The 24,497-nt window shown below is 58.6% G+C and carries 23 protein-coding genes; 9 read left to right on the top strand and 14 right to left on the bottom strand.

Annotated features, from left to right (window positions below; genetic code table 11):
- Nucleotides 1-8: 8 nt before the first annotated feature.
- The 7 genes from addA to I9185_RS11400 all read right to left on the bottom strand — a co-directional run bounded on the left by addA (nt 9) and on the right by I9185_RS11400 (nt 11,450).
- On the bottom strand, nt 9-3,365 hold the full coding sequence (addA, locus tag I9185_RS11430) for a double-strand break repair helicase AddA (RefSeq protein WP_210093118.1): 3,357 nt from the start codon (nt 3,363-3,365) through the stop codon (nt 9-11).
- A complete protein-coding gene (addB, locus tag I9185_RS11425) occupies nt 3,362-6,286 on the bottom strand; it encodes a double-strand break repair protein AddB (protein WP_210093117.1) in 2,925 nt (974 codons plus the stop codon). Before addB ends, addA begins: the two co-directional genes overlap by 4 nt.
- Complete coding sequence (locus I9185_RS11420) at nt 6,279-6,965, bottom strand: nucleotidyltransferase family protein (protein ID WP_171723988.1); 687 nt, start codon at nt 6,963-6,965, stop codon at nt 6,279-6,281. Before I9185_RS11420 ends, addB begins: the two co-directional genes overlap by 8 nt.
- Nucleotides 6,962-7,966, bottom strand: coding sequence for a phosphotransferase (locus I9185_RS11415; protein WP_210093116.1), 1,005 nt, complete (start codon nt 7,964-7,966; stop codon nt 6,962-6,964). Before I9185_RS11415 ends, I9185_RS11420 begins: the two co-directional genes overlap by 4 nt.
- Nucleotides 7,963-8,436 (bottom strand): tRNA (adenosine(37)-N6)-threonylcarbamoyltransferase complex ATPase subunit type 1 TsaE, encoded by a 474-nt coding sequence (gene tsaE / locus I9185_RS11410; protein WP_171723986.1) that lies wholly within the window; start codon nt 8,434-8,436, stop codon nt 7,963-7,965. The genes I9185_RS11415 and tsaE overlap by 4 nt, the downstream gene beginning before the upstream one ends.
- Nucleotides 8,437-8,477: 41 nt before the next feature.
- Nucleotides 8,478-9,986, bottom strand: a complete 1,509-nt coding sequence (locus I9185_RS11405) for a PAS-domain containing protein (RefSeq protein WP_210093115.1) — start codon at nt 9,984-9,986, stop codon at nt 8,478-8,480.
- A 66-nt stretch (nt 9,987-10,052) separates the two neighbouring features.
- The gene (locus I9185_RS11400) at nt 10,053-11,450 is read right to left on the bottom strand and encodes a sensor histidine kinase RegB (protein WP_171635312.1); all 1,398 of its coding nucleotides are present in this window, start codon (nt 11,448-11,450) and stop codon (nt 10,053-10,055) included.
- A gap of 90 nt (nt 11,451-11,540) precedes the next feature.
- Between I9185_RS11400 and I9185_RS11395 the strand changes: the two genes are divergently transcribed.
- From I9185_RS11395 to I9185_RS11385, 3 genes are all read left to right on the top strand, one after another.
- Nucleotides 11,541-12,167, top strand: a complete 627-nt coding sequence (locus tag I9185_RS11395) for an SCO family protein (RefSeq protein WP_171723984.1) — start codon at nt 11,541-11,543, stop codon at nt 12,165-12,167.
- Nucleotides 12,168-12,247: 80 nt separating this feature from the next.
- A complete protein-coding gene (locus I9185_RS11390) occupies nt 12,248-12,802 on the top strand; it encodes an ActR/PrrA/RegA family redox response regulator transcription factor (protein ID WP_152459641.1) in 555 nt (184 codons plus the stop codon).
- Nucleotides 12,803-12,903: 101 nt separating this feature from the next.
- Nucleotides 12,904-13,275 (top strand): VOC family protein, encoded by a 372-nt coding sequence (locus tag I9185_RS11385; RefSeq protein WP_210093114.1) that lies wholly within the window; start codon nt 12,904-12,906, stop codon nt 13,273-13,275.
- Between the two features lie 78 nt (nt 13,276-13,353).
- Here the strand turns inward: I9185_RS11385 and I9185_RS11380 are convergent, their stop codons facing one another.
- Together I9185_RS11380 and I9185_RS11375 are read right to left on the bottom strand one after the other, a co-directional pair.
- Nucleotides 13,354-14,067, bottom strand: a complete 714-nt coding sequence (locus I9185_RS11380) for a GDSL-type esterase/lipase family protein (RefSeq protein ID WP_210093113.1) — start codon at nt 14,065-14,067, stop codon at nt 13,354-13,356.
- 51 nt (nt 14,068-14,118) lie between these two features.
- Nucleotides 14,119-14,712: an HD family hydrolase gene (locus I9185_RS11375; RefSeq protein WP_171206515.1), complete on the bottom strand. Its 594-nt coding sequence runs from the start codon at nt 14,710-14,712 to the stop codon at nt 14,119-14,121.
- A gap of 206 nt (nt 14,713-14,918) precedes the next feature.
- Here I9185_RS11375 and I9185_RS11370 point away from each other — a divergent pair, with 206 nt between their 5' ends.
- The 4 genes from I9185_RS11370 (at nt 14,919) to I9185_RS11355 (ending at nt 17,970) form a co-directional block, all read left to right on the top strand.
- Nucleotides 14,919-15,233, top strand: a complete 315-nt coding sequence (locus I9185_RS11370) for a hypothetical protein (protein WP_171635301.1) — start codon at nt 14,919-14,921, stop codon at nt 15,231-15,233.
- 103 nt (nt 15,234-15,336) lie between these two features.
- Complete coding sequence (gene ahcY, locus I9185_RS11365; protein WP_171116646.1) at nt 15,337-16,725, top strand: adenosylhomocysteinase; 1,389 nt, start codon at nt 15,337-15,339, stop codon at nt 16,723-16,725.
- Nucleotides 16,726-16,738: 13 nt separating this feature from the next.
- A complete protein-coding gene (locus I9185_RS11360) occupies nt 16,739-17,488 on the top strand; it encodes an extensin family protein (RefSeq protein ID WP_210093112.1) in 750 nt (249 codons plus the stop codon).
- A gap of 140 nt (nt 17,489-17,628) precedes the next feature.
- Complete coding sequence (locus I9185_RS11355) at nt 17,629-17,970, top strand: DUF2853 family protein (protein ID WP_171171577.1); 342 nt, start codon at nt 17,629-17,631, stop codon at nt 17,968-17,970.
- Nucleotides 17,971-18,188: 218 nt separating this feature from the next.
- Here the strand turns inward: I9185_RS11355 and I9185_RS11350 are convergent, their stop codons facing one another.
- The 5 genes from I9185_RS11350 to tsaD form a co-directional block, all read right to left on the bottom strand.
- Nucleotides 18,189-19,502, bottom strand: a complete 1,314-nt coding sequence (locus I9185_RS11350; protein ID WP_210093111.1) for a hypothetical protein — start codon at nt 19,500-19,502, stop codon at nt 18,189-18,191.
- Nucleotides 19,503-19,662: 160 nt separating this feature from the next.
- A complete protein-coding gene (locus tag I9185_RS11345) occupies nt 19,663-20,085 on the bottom strand; it encodes an EVE domain-containing protein (protein WP_170345913.1) in 423 nt (140 codons plus the stop codon).
- Entirely contained in the window at nt 20,085-20,354 is a 270-nt protein-coding gene (locus I9185_RS11340; RefSeq protein WP_171330705.1) for a YciI family protein, read from the bottom strand. The genes I9185_RS11345 and I9185_RS11340 overlap by 1 nt, the downstream gene beginning before the upstream one ends.
- A gap of 1 nt (nt 20,355) precedes the next feature.
- Complete coding sequence (locus I9185_RS11335; protein WP_210093110.1) at nt 20,356-21,318, bottom strand: NAD(P)H-dependent glycerol-3-phosphate dehydrogenase; 963 nt, start codon at nt 21,316-21,318, stop codon at nt 20,356-20,358.
- Nucleotides 21,315-22,412 carry a tRNA (adenosine(37)-N6)-threonylcarbamoyltransferase complex transferase subunit TsaD gene (gene tsaD, locus I9185_RS11330; RefSeq protein ID WP_210093109.1) on the bottom strand — a complete coding sequence of 366 codons (1,098 nt, stop codon included), beginning with the start codon at nt 22,410-22,412 and terminating at the stop codon, nt 21,315-21,317. Before tsaD ends, I9185_RS11335 begins: the two co-directional genes overlap by 4 nt.
- Nucleotides 22,413-22,498: 86 nt before the next feature.
- On the opposite strand from tsaD, the gene I9185_RS11325 reads away from it, so the two are divergent.
- On the top strand, nt 22,499-23,224 hold the full coding sequence (locus tag I9185_RS11325) for a uroporphyrinogen-III synthase (protein ID WP_245223538.1): 726 nt from the start codon (nt 22,499-22,501) through the stop codon (nt 23,222-23,224).
- A 54-nt stretch (nt 23,225-23,278) separates the two neighbouring features.
- Nucleotides 23,279-24,493: a hypothetical protein gene (locus I9185_RS11320; protein ID WP_210093108.1), complete on the top strand. Its 1,215-nt coding sequence runs from the start codon at nt 23,279-23,281 to the stop codon at nt 24,491-24,493.
- Nucleotides 24,494-24,497: the final 4 nt, after the last annotated feature.

Raw genomic sequence — 24,497 nt, 5'->3', positions numbered from 1 at the left:
GGGTAAGGTCAAGATATCCGGGTGCGGGCCAAAGCATCTGTCACAAGATCGTGTGGCAACCACATCAGCCGCGCCGTGCGGGTCCACAGAATGGCGGTACGAATGCTGCGATCCGGATAGATCTGCGCCAGCGCCTGCGCGTATGCCCCCATCTGTCGCAACAGGCCTTCGGGGCAGTCTTCCGCGCGGTCTGGAACGGTGGCATTTGATTTGAAATCAATCACATGCACTTCCGATTCCGATAGGATTAGACGGTCAACAACCCCATGCATCCGCTGCCCGTTCAGAGCGGCTGTAATGGGCACTTCGGCCAACGTGTCAGGCGCGAAGACGGGCTGCAAACCTTCCGCTGTCAGCACAGTTACGGCTTCGCTCAATATCTCTTGCCGGTCCGTTTCGTGCATATCGGGCAGCAACCGCGTGCAAAGCTCTGGCCAAAGGCCTTTCTCGGCGACGGGAAGGTGTTCCAGCAACAGGTGCAGGCGGGTTCCGCGCAGTTTGGCCGCATCTTCATCCAGGCCGGCATCGCCGGGCAACGCTTTAGGGCCACCCAGATCCGAAGGGCTGAGCGTGACGGCAGGCGCAACCGGATCCGGTGCCGGATGTTGGAACATGTCCGGCAATTCGACCTGCTGAACGACAGTGTTCGGTTGATCGATCAAGGGCAGCGCGTCCCAATCCCCGTGGGAGAGGCGGCGGATATCGGTACCCGGCACCTGAGCGGCCCCGGCCCGATCCATCGCCGCCTCGACCATCTGATACCAGCTGTTGCCGTCTTTCCCCAAATCACCTGCCGCCGCCACGATCAGCCACTTTTCCGCTCGTGTCAGAGCCACATATAGCAGCCGAAGCCGTTCGTTTTCCTCACGGTTGCGCGCCTCTTCCCGCGCCTGCGAGATCAGGTTTGGTGATGCGTCCGCCGACACTTTCCACAGAGGTGTCCCGCCGGCCAGCATGATCTCTGCGTCACGCGGAGGCTGGCGCTTGCCGGTATCCGGCAGGATGACGATCGGCGCCTCCAACCCTTTTGAACCATGAACGGTCATCACCCGGATTCTGTTGCCGACGCCGCTCATCTGTCGTTTGATCTCCAGATCGTCGGTCTGCATCCAGACCAGAAATCCCGTTAGGCTGGGGATATCCGTTCGCTCATAGGCCAGCGCCTGCGATAACAGCGCGTTGATACCGTCTTCGGCTTCCGCCCCCAACCGCCCCAACAGCTTGCGCCGTCCGTCATGGCGGGTCAGGATACGTTCGATCAGATCATAGGGGCGCAGAAAGTCGATCTGGCTGCGCAGATCATTCAGCACAGACAGTGTTTCCGGAAACTCTTCCGCGCGGTTGCGCAGTGCGGCCCAAAGGAACTGTTCCTTTCGACGGTGCGCCAGATCGAAAAGCTGCTGTTCGGACCATCCGAACAAGGGGGATTTGAGAACCGTCGCCAGAGACAGGCTGTCTTCGGGCGTGGCCAGAAAGCTGAGCAGGGCCGCAAGATCCTTGACTGCCAGTTCAGCGCCCACTTTCAGCCGATCTGCTCCGGCGATGGGCAGGTGCAGCGCCTTGCAGGCACGGATGATCTCGGCAAACAGGTCCGAGCGGCGTTGCACGAGGATCAGAAAATCCCCCGGCTGCACTTTTCGACGAACGAATTGGCCGGATTTGCCATCTTCCGGGATCGTCTCGCCCCGTTCGATCATGTCTTTGATCGACTGTGCAACTCTCTCGGCCAGAATGACGGTGTGATGCCGTGCGCCCGGACGATCGACCGGATCGGTCCAATCCCCGTCTTCGGCATCCGCAACTTTTTCGACAACGGGCCAAAGATCAACACGACCCGGCAGATCGGCCTTGAAAGCACGGTGCTGACTGTCCTTGTGAAACCCCGCATCAGAGCGGTTATCAAATAGGATATCGACCACGGTCAGGATCGCGCTGGAGGATCGGAACGAGTATTCCAACGTCGAATCCCACAGTTTAGAGCCTGATTCAGCCAGTTTCCGGCCAAACTCTTCCTGCATTCTGTCAAAGGCCTGTGGATCGGCGCCCTGAAAGGAATAGATCGATTGTTTCTTGTCGCCGACGACGAAGATCGTGCGCTCGACCCCGGATCGGGCCCCTTCCCCGCTGGTGAATTCCTGCGCCAGTTTCTCGATCACGTCCCATTGATCGGGGCTGGTGTCCTGCGCTTCGTCCACAAGAATATGATCGATGCCACCGTCCAGTCGGTACAGCACCCATTCGGCCACTGCCGGATCGTTCAACACCTGCCGCGCGCGCAGGATCAGGTCGTCGAAATCCAGCCAGCCGCGCAACTGCTTGCGCCGTTCATATTCCGGCAGGAAGGCTGCGGCAAAGCGGTGCAGAACCGCGGTTTTCTGCGCCGCGACCAGCGCCAGACGTTGTTCACGCGCGGTTTCGATCCGCTGCATGAAGGCCTCGATCTGCGGCATCCGGTCGGCCAACACACCTTCGCGCAGGGGTTTGGTGGGAAAAGCGTTGAGTTTGGCCGTGAAGGGTTCCTTTGCGCCCTTCCCTGTCAGAAACACGCTTTCCAACATGGGTAGATGTATCAATCTGGCTTCGTTGAATGCGGCCAGTTTTGCAGCGGCCTTGGCATTGTTGCCTCCGCTTTCGGTCAAAGCGGGCAGTATGGACTGGATGAGTTCGACTTCGCCACCAAGAAAAACCCGGGCAAGCAGCGCTGTTTCGTCAAAACCGGCGGGCAGACCGAAGCGTTGCAGCAGATCGGACCATTCGAGCGGCTGCGCAAAAAGACTGCGTTTTTGCGTGATCGCAGCGGTCAGTTTATCAAACCCCGTGTCCGTGACGAACCGGGCCACATCTTCAATCAACCCGGCCTGCGGGCCCGCGGCGAAATCCTCGACAATTTCCTCTTGCAGCAAGGCTGCTGCGCGGTCTTCCATTTCGGTGAACTGCGGGCTAACGCCAGCCTCCAGCGGAAAGCGTCGCAACAATGACGCGCAGAACGAGTGGATGGTCTGGATTTTCAGACCACCCGGCGTTTCGATGGCGCGGGCAAACAGGGTGCGTGCTTGCGCCAACCGGTCCGAGCCGATTTCGCCGGGTACACCCAGGTCGGTCAGCTCCTCCAACAAGGGGGTATCATCCAGCATGGCCCATTCGCCAAGGCGCTTGAACAACCTGTTCTGCATCTCGCTGGCGGCGGCCTTGGTGTAGGTCAGGCACAGAATGTGCTGAGGCTGGACCCCGCCCAGCAGCAGACGCGCCACACGGTCGGTCAGAACCCGGGTTTTGCCGGACCCGGCGTTGGCCGCCAGCCAGGTCGAGGCATCGGGGCGCGCGGCCTGTACCTGCCGTTCGGTTGCGTCGTTGCGCGGGCTCATGTCAGATCCTCGGGGTATGTTTCCGATGTCCGGTCCCATTCGCCGAACCGCGCCAGGTGATCATAATCACCCATATCCGTATCCTTGTGCAGCATGCGCCGGGACGAAAACCCCTGATCAGGCTCTAAATAGGCGGAAATCAACTCTTTCAGTTCGGCAAGAACCTTGTCGGTCGGTTCTTTCGCCAGGGGCGCCGCAACCTCCTTATAGCTGCCACCCATACCGATGAAGATGGCTTCGGCCACGCTTGTCGGGTCAAGGCCCTCAATCCCGCCCTGCTCGGCCATGGCCGCCTCGATCAGCAACTGCTTGTCAAATTTGGATTGCTGGCTTTCCGTCGGTGGTGCGCCGGTTTTATAGTCGATGATGCGCAACGCGCCCCGGCTGTTGCAATCGATTCTGTCCGCGCGCCCGACAATGGTGAAATCCAGGGGGCGCAGCGCCAGTTTCATCACCGCCTCAAATGCGACGGGGCCACCATCCTTCCGGCGCGCGAGCTCTGCCCCGAGGAAATCATCCGCGATCCGCTCAAGCCGGGCCAACCACAGTTTACGGGCCGTCGGCCAGGCGACGTGTTGATCCAACAGAGCATGCGCCCGTTTCAGGAAATTGTCCCGCGTCAGCAAAGCGCTGTCGAGGACGCTGTCCTTGATGAAATGCTCGAGGATTTCGTGAATCACAATGCCTCTCAGCAAAGCATCGGGGGCCTGTACAAGCGGATCTAGCGGTTTCAGCCGAAGCACATGTTTGGCGTATATCGCGTATGGATCGCGGATCAGCCTCTTTATCTCGGTCACAGACAGACGGCGCGGACGTGCGGCGGCCGGTGGGCGCGGAGAAGGACGCGGTGCGGGGTCGATCGGCGGCGCATCTTCCAGTGCCTTGGACCAGTTCAACCATTTTTCGCCGTGAGCGCGCATTTTGGCCAGAGCTTCGGGGCCACCCTGACCCGGCAAACCCTGCAAAAGGTTGGTCAGTCGGTTCAGCCAGCGCGACGGAACCGTCTCGGCATCATCCGAGCGGATCGCGCGGGACAACCATACTTCGGGTGCGCCGATGGCCTGCTGGAAGTCATGCGCAGACAGGCCGATCCGGCGTTCGGGCAGCAACAAGCCGGCTTTGTCACGCATCTGCCGGTTCAACCAGGGATCGGGCGTTGGCGCCTCTGGCCAACTTCCTTCATTCAACCCGCCAAGGATCAGCAGGTCGGCGCCCTGCACCCGTGCCTCGAGCGTGCCCCAGATCATGATATGCGGATGCGGCGCATCCCGGTCACGAACCTCTTCACCCGCAAGGAGAGCACCCAGCAGATCGGCAAAGTCATGGGCCGTCATCAGGCCGCCATGCTGCGCCTCGGCCCTGAGAGAACTCAGCACCTCCAGCGCCTTTTGGCCTGCGTTTTTGTCCCACAGAGTACCTGTTTCACCCGTGCTGCCGGCCGAGATCGCCTCGGCCAGTGTCATCAAACGCTCCACCCAGTCTGCGAGGTGTAGTTCACTGGTGATCTGCTGTTCGCAGAAATGCTGCTCGACCCATTTCACCCAGCTTTCCTGGGCCTCTTTACGCACCGCAAAAGCCGCAAGGCTTGCACTGTCAGGAAAGGGCGGGCCGTGACGGCGCAAGTCAAGTTCCAGGTCACGCGTGTGAAGCAAATGAATTCCGCGATCACCGCCATCATGACATAGCGGGTGCTTCAAAAGGGTCAGCAGCGCCTCGCCTTCCAGACGGCGTGTGAACAGGTTGGCCACATGGCGCAGAAAACGTCCCGGCGGGGAAAGTTGTAGCGGCAGGCCCGCACTGTCGTCCGGCACGATGTTCCACCGATCCAGCGCGGCGCTGACCTGGCGGGTCAACATGCGATCCGGCGTGATCAGAGCGGCGGTCTGTCCTGTTTCCGCCGCTTGCCGCAGGCGCAGGGCGATGGCCAATGCCTCGGCGCGAGGCGATTGAGCCTCGACCAGCGTCAGGCCGTCGGTTGCGCCTTTTATATCGGACAGTCCGGGGCCTTCGGTCATCCAGGCGTCAGTGACGGGCGCCGGACGTAAAGATAGTGATATCAAGCGGTTACGCGAGGGTGAGGGGGCCGATAAGTCCGTCCATGGGGTGATCTGACCCGGTGCAAGTTCCAGCGCGCGCATCAACTTGCGGAAACGGTATTGTGGGTGATCTTCAGACGTCAACGCATCATCCAACCCCTGCCAAACGTGATCCGGCTGGTCGAAATCAAATCCGGGCAGCACCAATGCCCCTTGCGGCAGGCGCGCGATGGCTTCCATCAACATCAGGGTGGTGCCACGGGACCCGGTAGAGCCCGCCAGAATGACCGGGTGTTGCGGGGGGGCAATCTGCCATCGCGTGGTCAGGTTTTCGACCACGCGGCGCTGGCGGGCCTGTGCATCCATCGCCTGCCTGCCGGTGTCGATGAATTTATCCGCGATGCCGATAAAGGCTTGTGCCCGCGACCAGTGTCCGGACATGTCGCTGACGTCCAGCTGCCGGATCGCTTCGGGCGATACGCCTTCGCCCTGCATTTCGTCAATCAGCGCGGCCAGACTGTCGGACAGGTCAAAGATCGATGACCGGGCGGCAAGGTCCGGCTGTTGCTCCAGCAGTTTGGATACAAGCTGAGTCAACTCAAGACGCCGCCGCAGAGGCGGGATAGCAGGCGGGATCCGCGCCAGATCAACCCTTTCACCCAAGTCCGTCACCAACGATAGACAGGGCAGAAGGCAAGGTGGCCCCTGATTGAACAGATCGCGGACGCGCCGTTCCATGCGTCGTGTGTTCAGCACCAACTCTACCCGCGCCAAAGCGTCGGGCGGGCCCGAACAGCGCTGCCGCAGGCCATCGACCAATGCCTTGGGGAAATCCGTGCCGGGAGGCACGGCAAATACACGGGGTAAGGTGCCGGATTCAAACATCAGCCAGCAAACCCTCGGCCAGCGCGATGCCTTCCGGACGACCTACATCGCACCAGCGTCCCGGGTATTCGACCGCAAAAAGCCGACCTTGATCAAGCATCTGGTTCCAGAGCAGGTTGAGTGAAAACGCAGTTTGCGAGAACGAATGCAAACCCTGGGCCCTGAGGATCTGGGCCCCGCCGTAAACCAGACCAGGACCGCGCGTGATCCGTCCATCTTTTCCAGCGGTGAAATCACCCGATCCAATATGACCAACGGTTCGCGCAACTGGAACACACATCAACAGCGCATCCATACGACCCGGGTCCCAGGCGTGCTGCAACAGGGTCAAAGGGTTTGGTCCGGACCAGATCGCGTCCGTGTTCAACGTGAATACGGGGTCGGTGCCCAGCATCGGCAAAGCTGCCCGCAATCCGCCACCTGTTTCCAGAATTTCAGGGTCTTCCCGAGACAGCAGAACGCCCTTGGGGCCGAGATGCGCCGCGAGTTGATCAGCGTGATAATGCAGGTTGGCAACGGTACGGACGGGATCAAGATCTTCGACAAGACCCAGCGCATGATCAATCAGTGGTCGCCCCGCCACTTCGATCAATGGCTTGGGCCGGTCTTTGGTCAGCGCGCCCATACGGGTGCCGAACCCGGCTGCGAACAGCATTACGGCAAATGGCGATCCGGTCATTGCGTTCTCAACTTGGCCAGGTTGTCCGGTGTGGGTCTGGGCAAAGCTTCGTGCAGCAGGGACGCCACCGAAACCAGGGCAGGGTGATCCAGATCGCGCATCAGATGTGCCCAGACGGCCGGGATCATGTCCACATAGTGAGGCTTGCCATATTCCGTCGCCAGACGTGCGAAGACGCCAAGGATACGCAGGTTTCTCTGGGCCCCCAAAACACTGTAGGCCGTGCGGAATTCATGGTCGTCCATACCTGACGCAGAGATATAGTGGTTGATCATCTGCATTTCGATCCCGGCCGAGACATCTCGGCGTACATCCTGTAGCAGAGACACCAGATCGTAGGCCGGGTGCCCCAGCATGGCCAACTGAAAGTCCAGCAACCCGACGCGCTTCACGCCTTCGCGCTGCGGCAGCCACAACAGGTTTTCTGCGTGATAATCCCTGAGAATGACCACTTTCGAACCGGATGTTTCACGATGCAGGATATCCGCGAACCGGTGCTCGAACCGGGACAGGGCGTCTTCATCACATATTCCCAGGATACCGGCCGCATACTTGGTGAAAGCCAATGCCGCCAGTTCCGTCATCAGGGACGGATCATAAGACGGCAAGGCAAGAGAAGGCGCCCGATGCAGGTGGAGCAGCACGTCGGTGGCGGCGCGGTACAATTCGCGCTCTTTGCCCGGGTCTTTTTTCAGGACGCGCGCAAAAAGGTCATCACCCAGATCTTCCAGCAACAGAAAACCGTACTGGGCATCTTCGGCGTAGATTTCCGGCGCGCTCAGACCAACCGATCGGAGGTATTCGGCGACCCGCACAAAGGGTTCAACATTATCACTTTTTTCAGGTGGCGCGTCCATCAAAACCGCAGTGCGCCCGTCGGTTGGATCAATCAACCGTTCGTATCGCCGGTTCGAAGCATCGCCTGCCAATGGCGTACGTGTTGCTCCGGCCCAGGGTGTTTGTGCAATCAGGGCCTCGGCCAGGACCGTCCTGTTGGTCATGCAGTTCTCTCCAGTTTTTCCGCCCATTTCGGAGCAGTCCAAGACAGGGTCACACAGCGGAAATCGATATTGTTAGGGTCTGTTTCAAAGGTCAACGTCAACGCACCTTGGGGCGCCAACGGGCCCAGCTTGTCCGGCCATTCCACAAGGCAGATTGCGGTATCGAAAGCGTCCGTCAGGCCCAGTTCGTCAACTTCTTCGGCCGCGCTCAGACGATACAGGTCGCAATGCCATATTTCCCCTGATGGCGTGTCGTAAGCCTGGACCAAAGTGAAAGTTGGCGAGGGCACATCTTCGGGTTCTGCCATCAATGACTGAATGAGGTTGCGCGCGAAATGCGTCTTGCCGCTGCCGATCGGGCCCTCCAGCAGAACAACATCGCCCGGGCGCAGTGATGTTCCCAGTTGGCGTGCGAAAACTGCGGTTTCTTCGGGCGATTTGAAAGTCAGAGATCGGGCGGTCTGTGTCATGCCGCCACAATGGCCTTGCGCCTGACCGGCTGCAACCCGGTTCAGGAGCTGATCTGTTCCATCGCGGTGGATTTCGAGGGAAACTCGGATTGCGTAAACCGCACGATTGTCGCGCCGTTATGAACCGGTGTGACGGTGCAATCCACGGTTATGCCGGTTCTCATCTGGATTTCAGCTGTCCATTCGGCGCGGTTTTCCCGCATTTCGACAAAATCCCGTACCTCACCCAAAACCGGCGTCGCAATACATAGGTCTTGCCAGCGTCGCGTGACATCGGTGACCGTTTCGCTTTGGAACCCGACCTCGTGCGCGTCTCCCCACAGCTTTTGATACGCATAGTTGGTGAAGGCCAGCGTACCGTCATCTGCAAAGACGGCAATCGCGTCCGCCAGTTTGTCCAGGATGGACTGCATCAGATCCATTTCTGATCGAAAGCGCCGCGTCAGGGTGATTTCGGCTGTGATATCCTCGAATAGAAACGCCACTGCGCCGTCCGGGTGAGGGCGGCCGCTGACGGAATAGACCGATCCGGATGGCAGCGACCACGTCTCGTGGTAGTTTCCATCTTCAGCCGCTTCGAGAAGGTCGTTCATCTGACGCCGCCAGCTGCGGTAATTCTTCGGTTCGGGCATCATGTGTTGATCCCGCAAGCGGTCGAAGAAACTGCTCAGGCTGGGGCGGCAACTGAGGAAATCGGGCGGCAACGTGGTCAGATCGATCAGGGCCGGGTTGAACAGGGCCAGTTGCCGATTGCGGTCAAAAATGGCGAGACCAATGGACAACTGGGCAAAGGTCTTGGTCATGGTCTGCACGAATTTGCGCTGGGCGGTTTCCGCCTCGACAATCGCGTTGACGTCAACGGCATAGCATAGATGACCGTTCTCGTGTTCGATCCGAGTCAAATCGAACCAAAGCTTGCGATCAGTATCTGCAACATCCACCGACACGCGGGTTTTTCCGGTAGGTCTTGTGGCATCCTCCGGGCTTTCAAAAAGCGGCGCAGTCAGATCGGTGTCCTGATCACGCGCCTTTTGAACAAGTGCGACATAGGCGGCATTGCACCATTGCACCCGATTGTCGTTATCCGCCAACCATACAGGGTAAGGGGCCAGATCCATTGCCAGACGAGTCGGTTCGCCTGGGGTAACCGATCCGGCCGAGGAGGTCCTGGCGCATTCGCAAAGTCGAACGCGGACGATACCGTCGATCCACTCACACACGACTTCTCGTTCAATCGTGCAGTCAATGGCCGATACCAAGATTTTGCCCTGATCGCGCACTTTGTCGGAAGTTTCGGGAAAGGTGGGGAAATCCCTTTGCAACAAGCGCCGCAGGTCCAGCCAGTTTTCAATATGCTCAAACCCGGCCAGTGCGAAATCAGAATGGCTGATCAGTTGGTTGCCATCGAACAGGAATACGGCATCAAACAGCGAGGTGTTCGAAAACAAACCAAAAGCCTTGTCGCGCTGAGCCCGGCGTGGCAACAGCCACAGAACGGCGAAACAGCACGAAACAAGACTGATCGCGGCCAGAATAATCCAATCGGCCATCAAATTCCCCAAGCCTGAACGATACAAGGACAGACTATGCGTGGGATTGGTTAACGGTCTCTTAATTCACACCTGGATGCGCGTGTTGGATCCCGACGGGACCGGGGTGTCACCCTTCTGTGCATCGATCAGTTTGCGTGGCCAGGTCACCTTGACGATTGCCCCGCGCCGTTCAGGATTGTCGGTCAGATGCTGGTAGGGGTCCGAACCATTGGCGAATTCCAGTTCGGCGCCGCTGCGTTCCAGCAGGGTTTTGGCGATGAACAATCCCAGGCCCATCCCTTCGTATTCCGGGCGTGCTCTCTGATCGGATTCTGCCCGTCTTCGGCGCATAAACGGATCGCCGATGCGTCCGATCATGTGGGGCGGATATCCCCGCCCGTCATCCATGATGCTGACGGTGATCCTGCTGTCGGTCCATTCGGCCTCGACCCAGACATTTGCGCGGGCGAAATCCACGGCATTCTGAATCAGGTTGCGCAAACCGTGAATGATCTCGGGTTTGCGCAGGATCGAGGGCTGCTGAACATCCCCGTCCTGCGCGGGGCCTTCAGAGAAATGAACCTCTTTGCCGCGACCGACATGTGGTTCGGCCGCTTCGTTCACCACTGTCGAAAGCGGTGCCTGCCGCAGGTGCAGATCATCTTTGCCCGCCCGCCCCATGTCGCGCAGAATGTCACGGCAACGGTCTGCCTGCTCGCGGATCAAAGCGGCGTCATCTTTCAGGTCCGGACGGTCGTCCAGTTCTTCGATCAGTTCCGCGCTGGTCAGTTTTATCGTCGCCAGAGGCGTGCCTAGTTCATGCGCGGCAGCGGCGACGACGCCGCCCAGATCGGTCAGCTTCTGTTCGCGCGCCAGCGCCATATGCGTGGCGGCCAGCGCTTCGGACATGGATTGGACTTCGGAACTGACGCGGTGGGAATAGGCGCCGATGAAGACGATGGCGATGATGATCGCGGCCCAGTTTCCAAACAGAAGGATATCGGGGATATCCAGAACAAGCCCCAGACTTGTCCGCAACGGAAGGTGAAATTCCGCCAGCACAGTTGTCAGAACGATTGCGACGGCGCCGACAATCAGGGTTGATCGTGTGCTCATGACATTGGCTGAAATCGTGACCGGGCCCAGCAGAAGCAGCGCAAACGGATTGTTCAGCCCGCCAGTCAAGTACAGCAGAATTGACAATTGCAGCAGGTCGAACAGAACCATCAGGAAGTTTTCAAACTCGGTCAGGCGCTTGTTTTGCGGAAACAGCAAAATGGCGGTCAGGTTGCCCATGACCGAGATTCCGATGGCCAGGTAGCACAGGCCCAGTTCCAGCTGCACGTCATAATATCGCTGGGCCACCGTGATTGCGGTGAGCTGGCCGATGATGGCCACCCATCGCAAAAGGATCAGGGTTCGCAGGCGAATCCAGCTGCTGCGTTCCTGGCCGCGCCAAAAAGTCTGATTGGATTCTGCCATCGGTCGCTTATGTCCTGTTGCATCGGCTGGTCATCTTGATAGGTGTCCCGGCCGGAACGATCAACAACCCCCTGAGACCGGATAATCGAAATGACCCGCCTTCTCGCAATTCTCGCAACTCTTGTTCTGGCTATCGGACTTGGGGCCATGTGGATTCTGACACGGGGTGGCGGGTCCGATGACAAGTTCGCACAATGTCGGTCCAGCCAGATCGCCGGGGGTGCCGCCGCAATTGGTGGACCATTTGAACTGGTGAACGGTAAAGGCGAGACGGTTACGGACAAAGATGTGATTACCGAACCGACGCTGGTTTACTTCGGATACACGTTCTGCCCGGACGTTTGCCCGTTCGACATGTCCCGCAACGCCGAGGCTGTCGATATTCTGGCTGAACGCGGGCTGTCGGTGACACCTTTGTTCATCTCAATTGACCCGGATCGCGATACGCCCGAAGTCATGGCCGACTATGCTTTCAATCTCGGGGGCAAGACGATCGCCCTGACCGGCTCGCCCGAACAGGTCAAGGCGGCCAGCAAGGCCTACAAGACCTATTACAAAGCGCATGACAAAGGCGACGAATTCTATCTGGTTGACCATTCCACCTTTACGTATCTGGTTACACCCGAAAATGGATTTCTGGAGTTCTTCAAGCGCGAAGACACGGCCGAACAGATGGCGGACAAGGTTGCATGCTTCCTGGAACAGGCCGCGTCGTAACAAGGTTGTTTGACCTTTGTTCCCGCGCTGCTATTACTCATGTTCGAGCCAAAGGCATGAAATAGCGAAAGACCTAACATATGGCAGACACTTCTCAGCTTGACATCGGCCCTGACAAATCCCTGCTTTTGGTTGATGATGACGAGCCGTTTCTGAGACGTTTGGCCAAGGCCATGGAAAAGCGTGGCTTCGAGGTTGAGACAGCAGGATCCGTCGCGGCAGGGCGCGCGATATCCACCGCCCGGCCCCCGGCTTATGCCGTCGTCGATCTGCGGTTGGAGGATGGCAACGGATTGGACGTTGTCGAGGTATTGCGGGAAAAACGCCCCGACAGCCGAGTTGTTGTTCTGACCGGATATGGTGCGATCGCGACCGCCGTCGCGGCAGTCAAGATCGGCGCGACCGACTATTTGTCAAAGCCAGCGGATGCCACCGACATCACGAACGCATTGCTGGCAAAGGGTGACGAGATGCCCCCGCCGCCGGAGAACCCCATGAGCGCGGACCGTGTGCGCTGGGAACATATCCAGCGCGTCTATGAGCTGTGTGACCGGAATGTCTCCGAAACCGCGCGACGGTTGAATATGCATCGGCGGACGTTGCAGCGGATACTGGCGAAACGCAGCCCGCGTTAGGTCTGCCGGCCGCTCGATGACGGTTTAGTGACTTGTAACCTTGGACCCTGTCGAGGACTGTTCGGCACATCTGGAATCTTTTGTCAGAACAGGACCACTTTATGATCGGATATGTAACCGTTGGCGTTTCGGACATGGCGCGCGCCAAGGACTTCTATACCAAGCTTTTCGCGGACAAGGGCGCGAAAGTGGTTATAGACGCAGGCCGGATCGCGTTCATCGGCAACAAACCCGACGCGCCGATGCTGGCGGTGTGCGAGCCCTATGACGGCAATGTCTGCGCCGCCGGAAATGGCAACATGGTCGCCTTTGCAGCCGACTCCAAGGATGAGGTCAAGGAACTGTATGACAAGGCAATCAGCCTGGGTGCGGTGGACGAAGGCGAACCTGGTCAACGAGTGCCCGACAGTTTCTATGGTGCCTATGTGCGTGACCCGGATGGCAACAAACTGTGCTTCTACGTCTTTGGCTGAAACAGGGCGAACACAAACCCTGCCTAAGTTTCAGACAGGTCTGCGGGCAGCGGAGCTGACCGTACCCATTCAGTAGCTTCAGGGTGAGCAGGAGATTTCTGCGCAGAGCTGCCGCGCCAGCTGACGATATCCGGTTGCGTTGGGATGCAACCCGTCCGATGTCCAGTCGGCGGTTTTTTCGGCGAACCCGTCCGGCGGGGTCAGAAACGTGCAGTTCGCCATATCCTGACAGGCCTGTTGTGCAGCCGAATTGAAGGCCGTTCGAAACGCCTCTTGTTCCGCGGTCCAGTTAGCACCGGTGACGGGCAACACAGCACGCCAGATCAACCTGTCAGCAGGCATGAACAGGGCCTTCAACTGTGCGACATAGCCTGCAATCTTCTCTGGCGGTGTGGCCGTCAGAGCGTCATTGACCCCGATTCCCAGATACCATGTCGGGACATGGGCAATCAGTTCCGGTTTTGCTCTTGCGATCAGGCCCGGGGTGGTGTCGCGGCTGATCCCAAGGTTCAGCGCGTTGGGCAGGACGTTGCTGGTCAACCACCCTTCGATTATGGAATCGCCGATGAAAGCGATCTGAATATCCGGTGAAGCGAGCGCCTGAGAAATCGGCCGCTCGTGCAGCCAGACCATGAGCTTGTAGTGATCGGTTTCCGTGACCGGGACATATGTGCCCGAGATTTTTCTGAGCGCCTTCGAGACATACCCGGTTTCGACCAACGCCGCCGCAAGACCAAAAGTCAGCACGACGTTGACGACAAGCAAAACTCGGGTTCCAGTCTTTGTTTTCATCTTTCTTCCACCAGTTCCCCCGTACCACTCACCGCATTCGGAAAGCGCCTCTCAGATCTGAGCGATCAATTCTGCGTGCCGCGCCGTAAAGGCGTGCCGCACCTCGACCGGGGGGCGCAGCCTGATCTGTAAACCCGCCATGATCCCCCTGTCCGGGCGACCAAAGAATTTCGTGGCTTCGGCCTCGGAAAACCCGGCAATCTGTGTCGCCTCCATCCAGGCGCTGATCTTGTCGGCCTTCTTGATCTGGCGTTTCACCGTTTTCGGCACCTCAGCCGGAAGTCCAAACCGTATATGGATTGCTGCCGCCAGCCGGTCGTCCAACGCGCCATAATCTGGGCCGACGGCGGATTTCACGGGCGAGATCATATCGCCGATCACATATTCGGGCGCGTCATGTAACAGGGCCGCCAAACGCCATTTCATGGGTGTTTTTGGGGCAATACGGCCAAAAATCTCTTCAACCAGCAGGGAATGTTCGGCCACGGAATAAGCGAAATCGCCGTTTGTCTGACCGTTCCAACGAGCGACAAAGGCAAGGCCGTGTGCGATGTCTTCAATCTCGATATCCACCGGTGTCGGGTCCAGCAGGTCCAGCCTGCGACCCGACAGCATCCTTTGCCACGCTCTGGGTTGTGTTGCCATTCTGCCATGCCTTGTGAAGTTGGACACGTTCAATTCGCGTTTTTATGGTATGATGTACCTGTCTGGATCACACGCTGCCAACATTTTCTTGAGCGTTCGTGCTTTGAAACGGCGCGGTATGATCCCGACATTAAAGACTGAGGGGGGTGCATTCTCCTCCCAGTGTGCCCCTCTCGAACTGAAACACGTATCGAAAGGAGCACCCTATGTTCAAACGTTTATTCGCAATCGCACTGACCTTCGGAATGGCCGCCACCGCGCCGCCTGCCTTTGCCCAGAATTGTGCGGCACGGGATCACATCATATCCAGATTGCAGGAGAATTATGCCGAGGAATTGGCCTTTGGCGGCCTGCAAAAAACACGCGGCGCGCAATCGGTGATGGAGGTTTGGACCTCGAAAGAAACGGGAAGTTATACCGTTTTGGTAACCAATGCGAACGGTATCAGCTGTATTGTTGCCGTTGGCACCGATTTTTTTGAAGCGATACCAAAGATCGAAATTGAAGGCACACCAAGCTGATATTGGCCATATCGTTTCCGATCACAGTCTTCAAAGTTGCCACCTGCCCCAAGGAATGCTAGGGGCAGCCGGGACTGTGATTTACCGGAAAATGGAGCACCTGATGGCCGGGGACTATATCGTTAAAGACATTTCATTGGCTGGCTTTGGCCGCAAAGAGCTGGACATAGCCGAAACCGAGATGCCGGGCCTGATGTCCCTGCGCGCGGAATACGGCGACAGCAAGCCGTTGAAAGGGGCGCGTATCGTCGGGTCGTTGCACATGACCATCCAGACGGGCGTTCTGATAGAAACGCTGGTGGCGCTGGGTGCGGATGTGCGCTGGGCGTCGTGCAACATCTTCTCGACCCAGGACCACGCCGCCGCCGCGATTGCCGAGGCGGGTATTCCCGTCTTCGCCGTCAAGGGCCAGACACTGGAAGAGCACTGGGATTATCTGGACAAATCCTTCCTGTTCGAGGAAGGCCCGAACATGATCCTGGATGATGGCGGCGACGCGACACTGTACATCCTGCTGGGTGCCCGTGCCGAAGCGGGTGAGGACATCATCCCTGTTCCGGGTTCGGAAGAGGAAGAGGTGATCAAGAAGCAGATCGCCAAGCGTATGGCGGCAAGCCCGGGCTGGTTCACAAAGATGCGGGATCAGATCAAGGGTGTTTCCGAGGAAACCACCACTGGTGTGAACCGCCTGTATCAGCTGGTCAAGGAAGGGCATCTGCCGTTCCCGGCGATCAACGTGAATGACAGCGTCACCAAGTCGAAATTCGACAACAAATACGGCTGCAAGGAATCGCTGGTCGACGGTATCCGCCGCGCCACCGACACGATGATGGCCGGCAAGGTTGCAGTGGTCTGCGGTTACGGTGATGTGGGCAAAGGCTCGGCCGCGTCGTTGCGCGGTGCTGGTGCCCGTGTGAAAGTCACCGAAGTCGACCCGATCTGCGCCCTGCAAGCCGCGATGGACGGGTTCGAAGTGACCCTGCTGGAAGACGAAGTTGCCACCGCGGATATCTTCATCACAACCACCGGCAACAAAGACGTGATCCGCATCGAGCATATGCGCGAGATGAAGGACATGGCCATCGTCGGCAACATCGGCCACTTCGACAACGAAATTCAGGTGGCCAGCCTGAAAAACCACAAATGGACCAACATCAAGGAACAGGTGGACATGATCGAGATGCCCTCGGGCAACCGCATCATCCTGTTGTCCGAAGGCCGTCTGCTGAACCTGGGCAACGCCACCGGGCACCCGTCCTTCGTGATGTCGGCCTCGTTCACCAACCAGGTTCTGGCCCAGATCGAGCTGTTCACCAAGGGTGACCAGTACGAGAACAAGGTCTACATCCTGCCCAAGCATCTGGATGAGAAAGTGGCCCGCCTGCATCTGGATCGCATCGGCGTGAAGCTGACGCAGATGGATGCGGATCAGGCCGCTTACATCGGTGTCAAACCGGAAGGTCCGTACAAGCCGGAACACTACCGCTACTGATCGCAGTCTGGGTATGACGCAGAAATCTGGGCGCCGCCGGTATTTGTACCTGGCGGCGTCTTTCTTTTTCAGGCTGGCGGTTGTTGTGATCCTTTTGGGCGGTGGTGTCTGGTGGGTGTTGGCGCATCTCGAAACGCCGATACCGTCACATTGGAACCCGTTGCGTGATCTGAAGGTAACCGCCCCGATCACACCCGTCACCAAGCTCCAACTGAACCGCGCATTGGCGAGCGAAGCACAGTGCCGGGCCGCTCTGGAAGACGCAGGTGTTCGGTTTGAGGCGATGGCGGACCTGGTTGTCGATCAGAATTGCGGCATCGCTGGTCGGGGTCGTCTGACCAAATTGGTGACATCAGGGATCGAGGATGTTGAAACCAGTTGCGCCACGGCTTTGCGCCTGACCATGTGGGAATACCACGTCGTGCAGCCCGCCGCACGCGATCTGCTTGGGTCCAACGTTTCCCGATTGCGCCACATCGGCAGTTACAATTGCCGCCCCATGCGCACCGCGCAGGGTGAAAACGGTGGGTGGAGCAGCCATGCCCGCGCGGATTCGATAGATATCGTCGGTGTGGATACCGATGACGGTCGGACGCTGACCTTGTTGTCAAACTGGCAGGGCTCCGGACCGGAAGGCGCCTTTTTTCGACGGATCTGGCGCGGGGCCTGCGGTTGGTTTCGCGTGGTTCTTGGGCCCGGTTTCAATCGGTTGCACGCGGATCATTTCCACTTGCAAGGCCCGGGGTGGGGCTATTGCCGCTAGGCTTTTCAGCAAGAAACGTGCAGGCTGCGACCAAGGGGGAGAAATCGCAAATTTTTTTCCTTTTGGAAAAGCCTGCGACGCGGCTAGTCTTTCGATCATCGGTAAAAGGTGCCGGGTAAACGGATCAAGGAGACTAGGATATGGGCAAGCGCGACGAGCTGATCGCCAAATACGCAGAAGACCTGAAAACCAAATGCGGGATGGACCCCGATATGGACCTGCTGACCAAGGTCACCATCGGTTGTGGTCCGGCGATCTATGACGCAGATGCGGCAACTGTCGCGGCCAGCCAGGACTCGGAACTGGAAACCGTCAAGAACAACTTCCTGATCAAAAAGCTGGGTCTGGCAGATGGCCCCGAGCTGATGGAAGGGATCAACAAAGCCATGGAAACCTATGGCATGTCCGAGCGCAACAAGTACCGTGCCGTTGTCTATTATATTTTGACCAAGCATTTCGGAAAAGAATCCGTTTACAGCTGACCCGGTCGAAATCTACCAAGCGCCCGCCGAGATTCTGGCGGGCGTACTTAATTTGAGTTTCAATTTAAAGACTTGGCATTTGAAACCAAGGGTGCGGTTGCGCTAAGTTCAACCTGTGACCAGGACGGTCAGAACCAGATATTTCCATACGCGTGTGGTGAGTAGGGAGCACGCGGGGGTAGGGAAGGTTCTGTATCGTCAGAACCTTCCCTCGTTTCTTATCTGAGTTCGCCAAGAATACGCGCAATGAAATTGTCGAATGCCGTGGGCCTTGGGTCCGAATTCCTGGATGACGCGCCACCGCTGCCTGCCAAGTAGACTTCTATCCGCCCCGGACGGGTCTTGCTGCCCGAATTCGTGAAGTCCCTCAATATTCCGCCAAGAGCATCAGCTGCCAGCGCCGCGTTTTCAGCGTCGCTTGGATGGTAGAAACGAACCTGTGTTTCTCTGACCCGAAAACCCACGCGGTCTGTTGACACAACCGTCGCGCGGCCCTGTGTAAGCAGTTCCAAAGCCCGGCTGCTGGCGTCTTGTGACACTCTCAAGGGAACAAAAAGCGAGACTTCCAGATCAATGGGGGATTGTGCGGGCGAAAGCGGTTTAACCTCTGCATAAGACGGGGCTGCAGAAAAAGTGATCTCTTGCTGGACAGGGTCCAAAACCATCAAGGACGTCTGCGAAAAGCTGTCTTTGTTCGACCGGTTGGTGTGGCGCCACGGAGGTTCGGCAGAAGCTGGAAACAGGGTTTGAATATCCGCAGAAGAAGCGGTGGCCAAGATGGGTTCGAGCTGTGGCGGAATGAATATGGCTGGCGGGGACAAAGACACGACCGGTTCCGCTTCTGGGGTTGGGGGTCTTGGTTCCACCCTGTCTTGGTCATCCGCAGCCGAAATGCCTTCGGCAGGAACGGGTGGCGTCACGAGCGCCTCAACCGAGACGCTCTGGTCGCGAGATGCGCCTGTGATCGCATCCTCGGCCTCTTCGATGATCGGGGGGGTGGAAACGGGTGCGCCCTGCGAAGACGCTGGATCGGTGGGTTCTTCTGCTGCTTGTGTGTCTCGTGGGGCCAGTGGCTCATCAATTCTGACAATGGACGCTCTGTCTGAAAGCAGTTCCTCGATTTCAGGCAAAGTTTCCGTAGCCGCATCCCGGCTGGGTGGAGGCGTTCCACTGGTAGAGCGCCAAATTCCGGCAATATTGGTGACACCCCATTGCAGCACCGCGCCGCAAACCAAGGCGGCCAGAATCATACCTGCTCTAACTAGGGGTTTTTTCCTGTTTTTTGGTTCTTCCAAATGCAGGGAACGGACCCGGTCTGATACGATCTCTTCGATTTTGGTTTCGTCGGGCCGGGACAGATGCTCTGTCTCGGAAGGTTTCAGGGCGGGTTTTTCCTGCGCTTCACCCTGCGCCCCGCTGAGCACTCTGGCACGCTTTTCACGCGCCTCTTTCAGGCGCGCTTCCCAGTTTTTTGAATTCTTCGCAGCAACGGCGTCTTCGAATACCCCATTGCCGCCTTCTTCGTCAGACATGGGTCCATGCTTTCAAGAAAGACCGAACTTTATTCGAACACTGCCAAGTGTACGCTATTGCAGGATTAGCGATCGACAAGCCCCCACTCGGCAAAGCCCAAGGAAAGATACCATCTTGACAGGTGTTTGAGAAGTTCTGCACCTGACGACATGTTCCCATTCAGTCAGGCTGCGTTTCACCCAGCATGCAAATTATCCGCCATTCATCCTCGGTCACGGGTTGCACCGATAAGCGAGAGTTCTTCACCAGCACCATATTGGCCAGGCGCTCGTCCGCCTTGATCTGGTCCAGCGTTACGGGTTTGGAAAAAGGCCGCACGGCCTTGATGTCCACGCACTCCCACCGTTCGTCATCGGTGGTGCTGTCGGGGTGGGCCTCGGCGCAGACCTCGACAATGCCCACGACGGATTTGTCCTTTTGCGAATGGTAGAAGAACCCCCGGTCCCCAACCTTCATCTGACGCATGAAATTGCGCGCCTGATAATTGCGCACTCCGTCCCATTCCTCGCCCGCGTCGCCCTTTGCGACTTGCTGATCCCAACTCCAGGTCGACGGTTCTGACTTGAACAACCAATAGGCCATCAACCGATCACCTTTTTCCACGGGATCAGCTCAACCGATTGGAACAATCCTGCCTTTGCGTAAGGGTCGCCGTCGGCCCATGATTGTGCTGCGGCCAGGTCCTCCACATCGAGGATTATCAATGAACCGATCATGGCGTCACCGTTCAGCAACGGTCCGGCCTGTGACACGACGCCGGTTTCTTCGATATAAGCCAGGTGGGCCGAGCGGTTGTCCAATCGGGTTTGCAACGCGCCGGGTTTGTCACGAGCGATGAGGGCGATCAGCATGTTATTCCTCCTTGAGGGGTCGATTGAGCAGGTTTTGAATGGCCTCGGTGACACTGTAGGCGCCATGGCTCAGGTCCGCCACCGTGGTGCTGATGGGCGTATCCAGCCCTTCCTTGGCGGCTATGTCCGACATGGCGCGGGCGGTGGCGACGCCTTCGACCGTCGTTTGACTGTCGAAGGGCTGATTCAGACCCAAACTCAGGCCAAAACGATAGTTTCGGGACAGTTCGGACGAGCAGGTCAGCACAAGATCTCCTAGCCCGGACAAACCCATCAGGGTGTCGGGACGCGCGCCGCGCATCGCGGCAAAGCGTTGCATCTCGGCAAACCCGCGGGTCATCAAGGCCGCCCGGGCGCTGTCTCCCAGACCTGCGCCGATGACGGCCCCGCAGCCAATGGCCATGACATTCTTCAGCGCGCCGCCAAGTTCGGCGCCGACCGTGTCTGTGGTGCGATAGAGGCGCAGGTTCGCCGTCGTCAGTTCGGCCTGAAGCGCCTTGCCAAGTTCCGTATCCTCGCAAGCCAGCGTCAACGCGGTGGGCAGGCCGTGTGCAATGTCATCTGCAAAACTGGGCCCGGTCAGCAACGCGATGCGGGCATCCGGGACAACCTCTTTGATGACCGCGACAGGTCCAAGCCCCGAGGTCAGTTCAATTCCCTTGCAGCAGGCCACCAGAGTCTTGCCACGCAGGACCGGGGCGTGATCCTGCAAAGCGCTGCGCAATTTCTGCATTGGCACAGCCAACAAGAGCGTGTCAGCCCTCAGCGCCTCGGCGATATCCGCGGTCACGGTGATGCCCTTGGGCAAGGTTATGTTGGGCAGCCGGGTTGCATTTTCGCGCGTCTCGCGTATCTGCTGCGCCTGATCGGCGTTTCTTGACCACAGTGTCACTGGCCCGTTGCCTGCCAGTGAGATAGCCAGAGCAGTGCCAAACGCACCGGAGCCCAGAATGGATACACTCATGCCTTGGCCCCTTTCTTGCCGCCGCCCAGCATGGCCGGGCTGTGCTGATCCAGAGGCCAGCGAGGGCGGGCGGTCAGGTCCAGCCCGTCCCGCGCGCCGGTACGAAAGCGTTCCAGGCCAGCATAGGCTATCATCGCCGCGTTGTCCGTGCACAACGCCAACGGGGGGGCGGTGAATCTGGTGTTCTTTTCAGCACAAACAGACTCTAATGCAGACCGAATGGCCGAATTCGCGGCAACCCCTCCGGCAACGGCAATCACGGGTTCAGACGGAGAGGTTTCCAGATACAGATCAATCGCTCGCCGGGTCTTTTCGGCCAACGTGTCCACAATCGCCTGCTGGAATCCAGCGCACAGATCTGCGCGGTCCTGGCGCGTCAAGCCACCCTTTTCGTTCACGATCTGGTCGCGCATCCGCATCAAGGCCGTTTTCAATCCCGAAAAGGACAGATCGCAACCGGGTCGGTCCAGAAGCGGCCTGGGAAATCGAAAGCGTTTGGGATCACCGGCGCGCGCCTCGGCTTCGACGGAAGGGCCACCAGGTTGCGGCAGGCCCAGAAGGCGGGCGGTTTTGTCGAAGGCCTCGCCTGGTGCATCGTCGATGGTGCCGCCAAGGCGGGTAAAATGTTCGGGCTCGTGGGCGATCAGGAATTGGCAGTGGCCGCCAGACACCAGAAGCATCAGGTAGGGGAAGGCAATGTTGTCCGTCAGTCGTGGTGTCAACGCGTGACCGGCAAGGTGATTGACACCCACCAGCGGCAGACCGGTTGCCGCACTGATCCCCTTGGCGCACATGACGCCTGACATGACCCCTCCGATCAGACCCGGCCCGGCGGTGACCGCAACGGCGTCCACGTCCTTCAGGGAAAGACCAGCGGTGTCCAGCGCTTGCAGAACGCAGACATCCAGCTTTTCCGCATGCGCCCGGGCCGCGATCTCGGGCACGACGCCACCAAAAGGACTGTGCAGTTCGGTTTGGCCATGCACCACGGATGACAGGATTTCGGCCTTGGCGCCCGTCGTTTGACGCACGATGGCCGCGGCGGTATCGTCGCAGCTGCTTTCCAATCCCAGTACGGTAAGTGTTTGCACCATCACCCTGATCCGTTGCATCATGATCTAACGGCGGGGTATCACCCTGCGCGGATGCAAACAATCCTGAAGGGCCAAGGGGCCGCACGTTGTATTTGTTGATGACCCGCCCGCGCGCTGCCTCTGAACGGTTCGTCGCGCAGTTGCCGACCCGCACCAGAACTCGGGTTCAGGTCATCTATTCTCCGATCATGGAAATCCGGCCGCTGCCGGTCGAGGTTGAGACCGAGGGTGTGCAGGGATTGATTTTCACGTCGGCCAATGCGGTGAACGCGGCGGCCCTGAAAGGTGTGGACCGCAACGTGCCCGCCTTCTGCGTCGGACCGACAACGACCAGCACAGCGAAGGGTTGCGGCTGGCGGGCCGAAATGGTCGGGGCCACGGCGGAAGAACTGGTGGGACATCTGCTGAAGCGGAGGCCCAAAAGCCCGCTGTTGCATTTGAGGGGTGAGAACACGCGCGGCAATGTTGCCGGTCGACTGACCGAATCCGGCTTGACCGTGGGGGAACTGCCAGTCTACCAGCAATTGCTGTTGCCGCTAACATCCGAAGCGACCCGGGTGGCAGCTCTGGATTCGCCGGTAATCGCACCGCTTTTTTCACCAAGAACGGCGCGACATTTTGCCGATATTTGGACCGGATCCGCGCCTTTGTGGTTGGCCGCAATCAGTCAGGCCACGGCGGATCCCCTTTATTCGTTGGACTATGCGCGCCTGAAGATCGCAAAGAAGCCGACACCAAGGAAAATGCGTAAGGCTGTCAAAAAGCTTGTGAAACATGCGTTGCGGGTTGAGGGCGGCGCGGTCCCCGATTAACTTGACTGGGGCTGTTATTCATCTGAATTTGGATTCGATAAGGGGAATATTGCGGTGGCTGGTAAGAAAAAGTCCGAAGAAAAGCCGGTGGAAACCCCCAAGGCAGATGACGTCGTCGAACCCGAACTGCAACAGGAAGATACACCTGTTGACCCGACTGAGGCCGTAGAAGAAGAACTTTCCGAAGCCGAAGCCGAAGCCGAAGCCGAAGCCGAAGCCGAAGCCGAAGCCGAAGCCGAAGCGTCGATTGAAGATACTGCCCCGGCCGAAGAAGAAGTCGTCGAGCGTGTTGTTGAAAAGCGTGGCGGATTTGTTCCCGCTTTGCTGGGCGGCGCCATCGCTGCCGCCGTCGGATTTGCGCTGGGCAATGGCGGGTTGTTGTCAACTGGCTCGGACAGCTCGGATACCTTGGCAGCGTTGGAATCCAAACTGGCAGACCAGTCCGACCAGATTGCCAAGCTGTCTCAGGCGCTTGCAAACAGTCCGGATGTTGCTGGTTTGACGGATCAGGTCAAAGCGCTGTCCGACAAATTGACACCCGTGGAAAGTGACCTGAGCGCGATCAAATCCACAGTGGATACGCTGTCAGGCCAGATCGGACCATTGTCAGACCGCATTGCGACGCTTGAGAAAACCCCGATCGAATCCAGCGTGTCGCCCGAATCCATGGCCGCGTTCGAAGCTGAGCTGAAGAAGCTTCAGGACTCGCTGGCCTCGCAACGGGCCGAGGTTGAAAAAATGGTTTCCGACGCTCAGGCACTGGAGGCGAAAGCAACAGCCGATGCGCAGGCTGCGGCCAATGCCGCTGTTCTGTCCCGCTTGCATGGGCAACTGGATGCGGGTCAACCCTATTCCGATCTGGTTGCAGAACTGAAAGCAGGCGGTGTGGATGTACCGGATGCCCTGTCCGGGCCGGCTGAGAAGGGTGTTGAAACACTCTCTTCTCTGCGCGATAGTTTCGCGCCTGCGGCCCGAACCGCGCTGGCCCAAGCCCGTGAAGCCGACAAGGGCACCGGCCTGATCGCATTCCTGCAACGTCAAACGGGTGCACGCTCGGTCACGCCACAGGAAGGGGATGGACCAGATGCCATCCTGTCACGGGCACAGGCTGCGCTTGCGGACGGAGACCTGGCCAAAGCCTTGAGCGAACTGAAATCACTTCCCGAAGCGGCACAGGCTGCAATGTCCGATTGGGAACAGGCGGCCAAAACACGGGTCGCCGCCGTCGATGCGGCGAATACACTGGCTTCCAGCCTGAACTCGAACTGAAGGA

The sequence above is a fragment of the Ruegeria sp. HKCCSP346 genome, from assembly GCF_017872595.1.
In the GTDB taxonomy this organism is placed as follows: domain Bacteria; phylum Pseudomonadota; class Alphaproteobacteria; order Rhodobacterales; family Rhodobacteraceae; genus Ruegeria.
The sequence above is the reverse complement of the archived record's forward strand: the minus strand, read 5'-3'. Positions and strand labels throughout refer to the sequence as shown.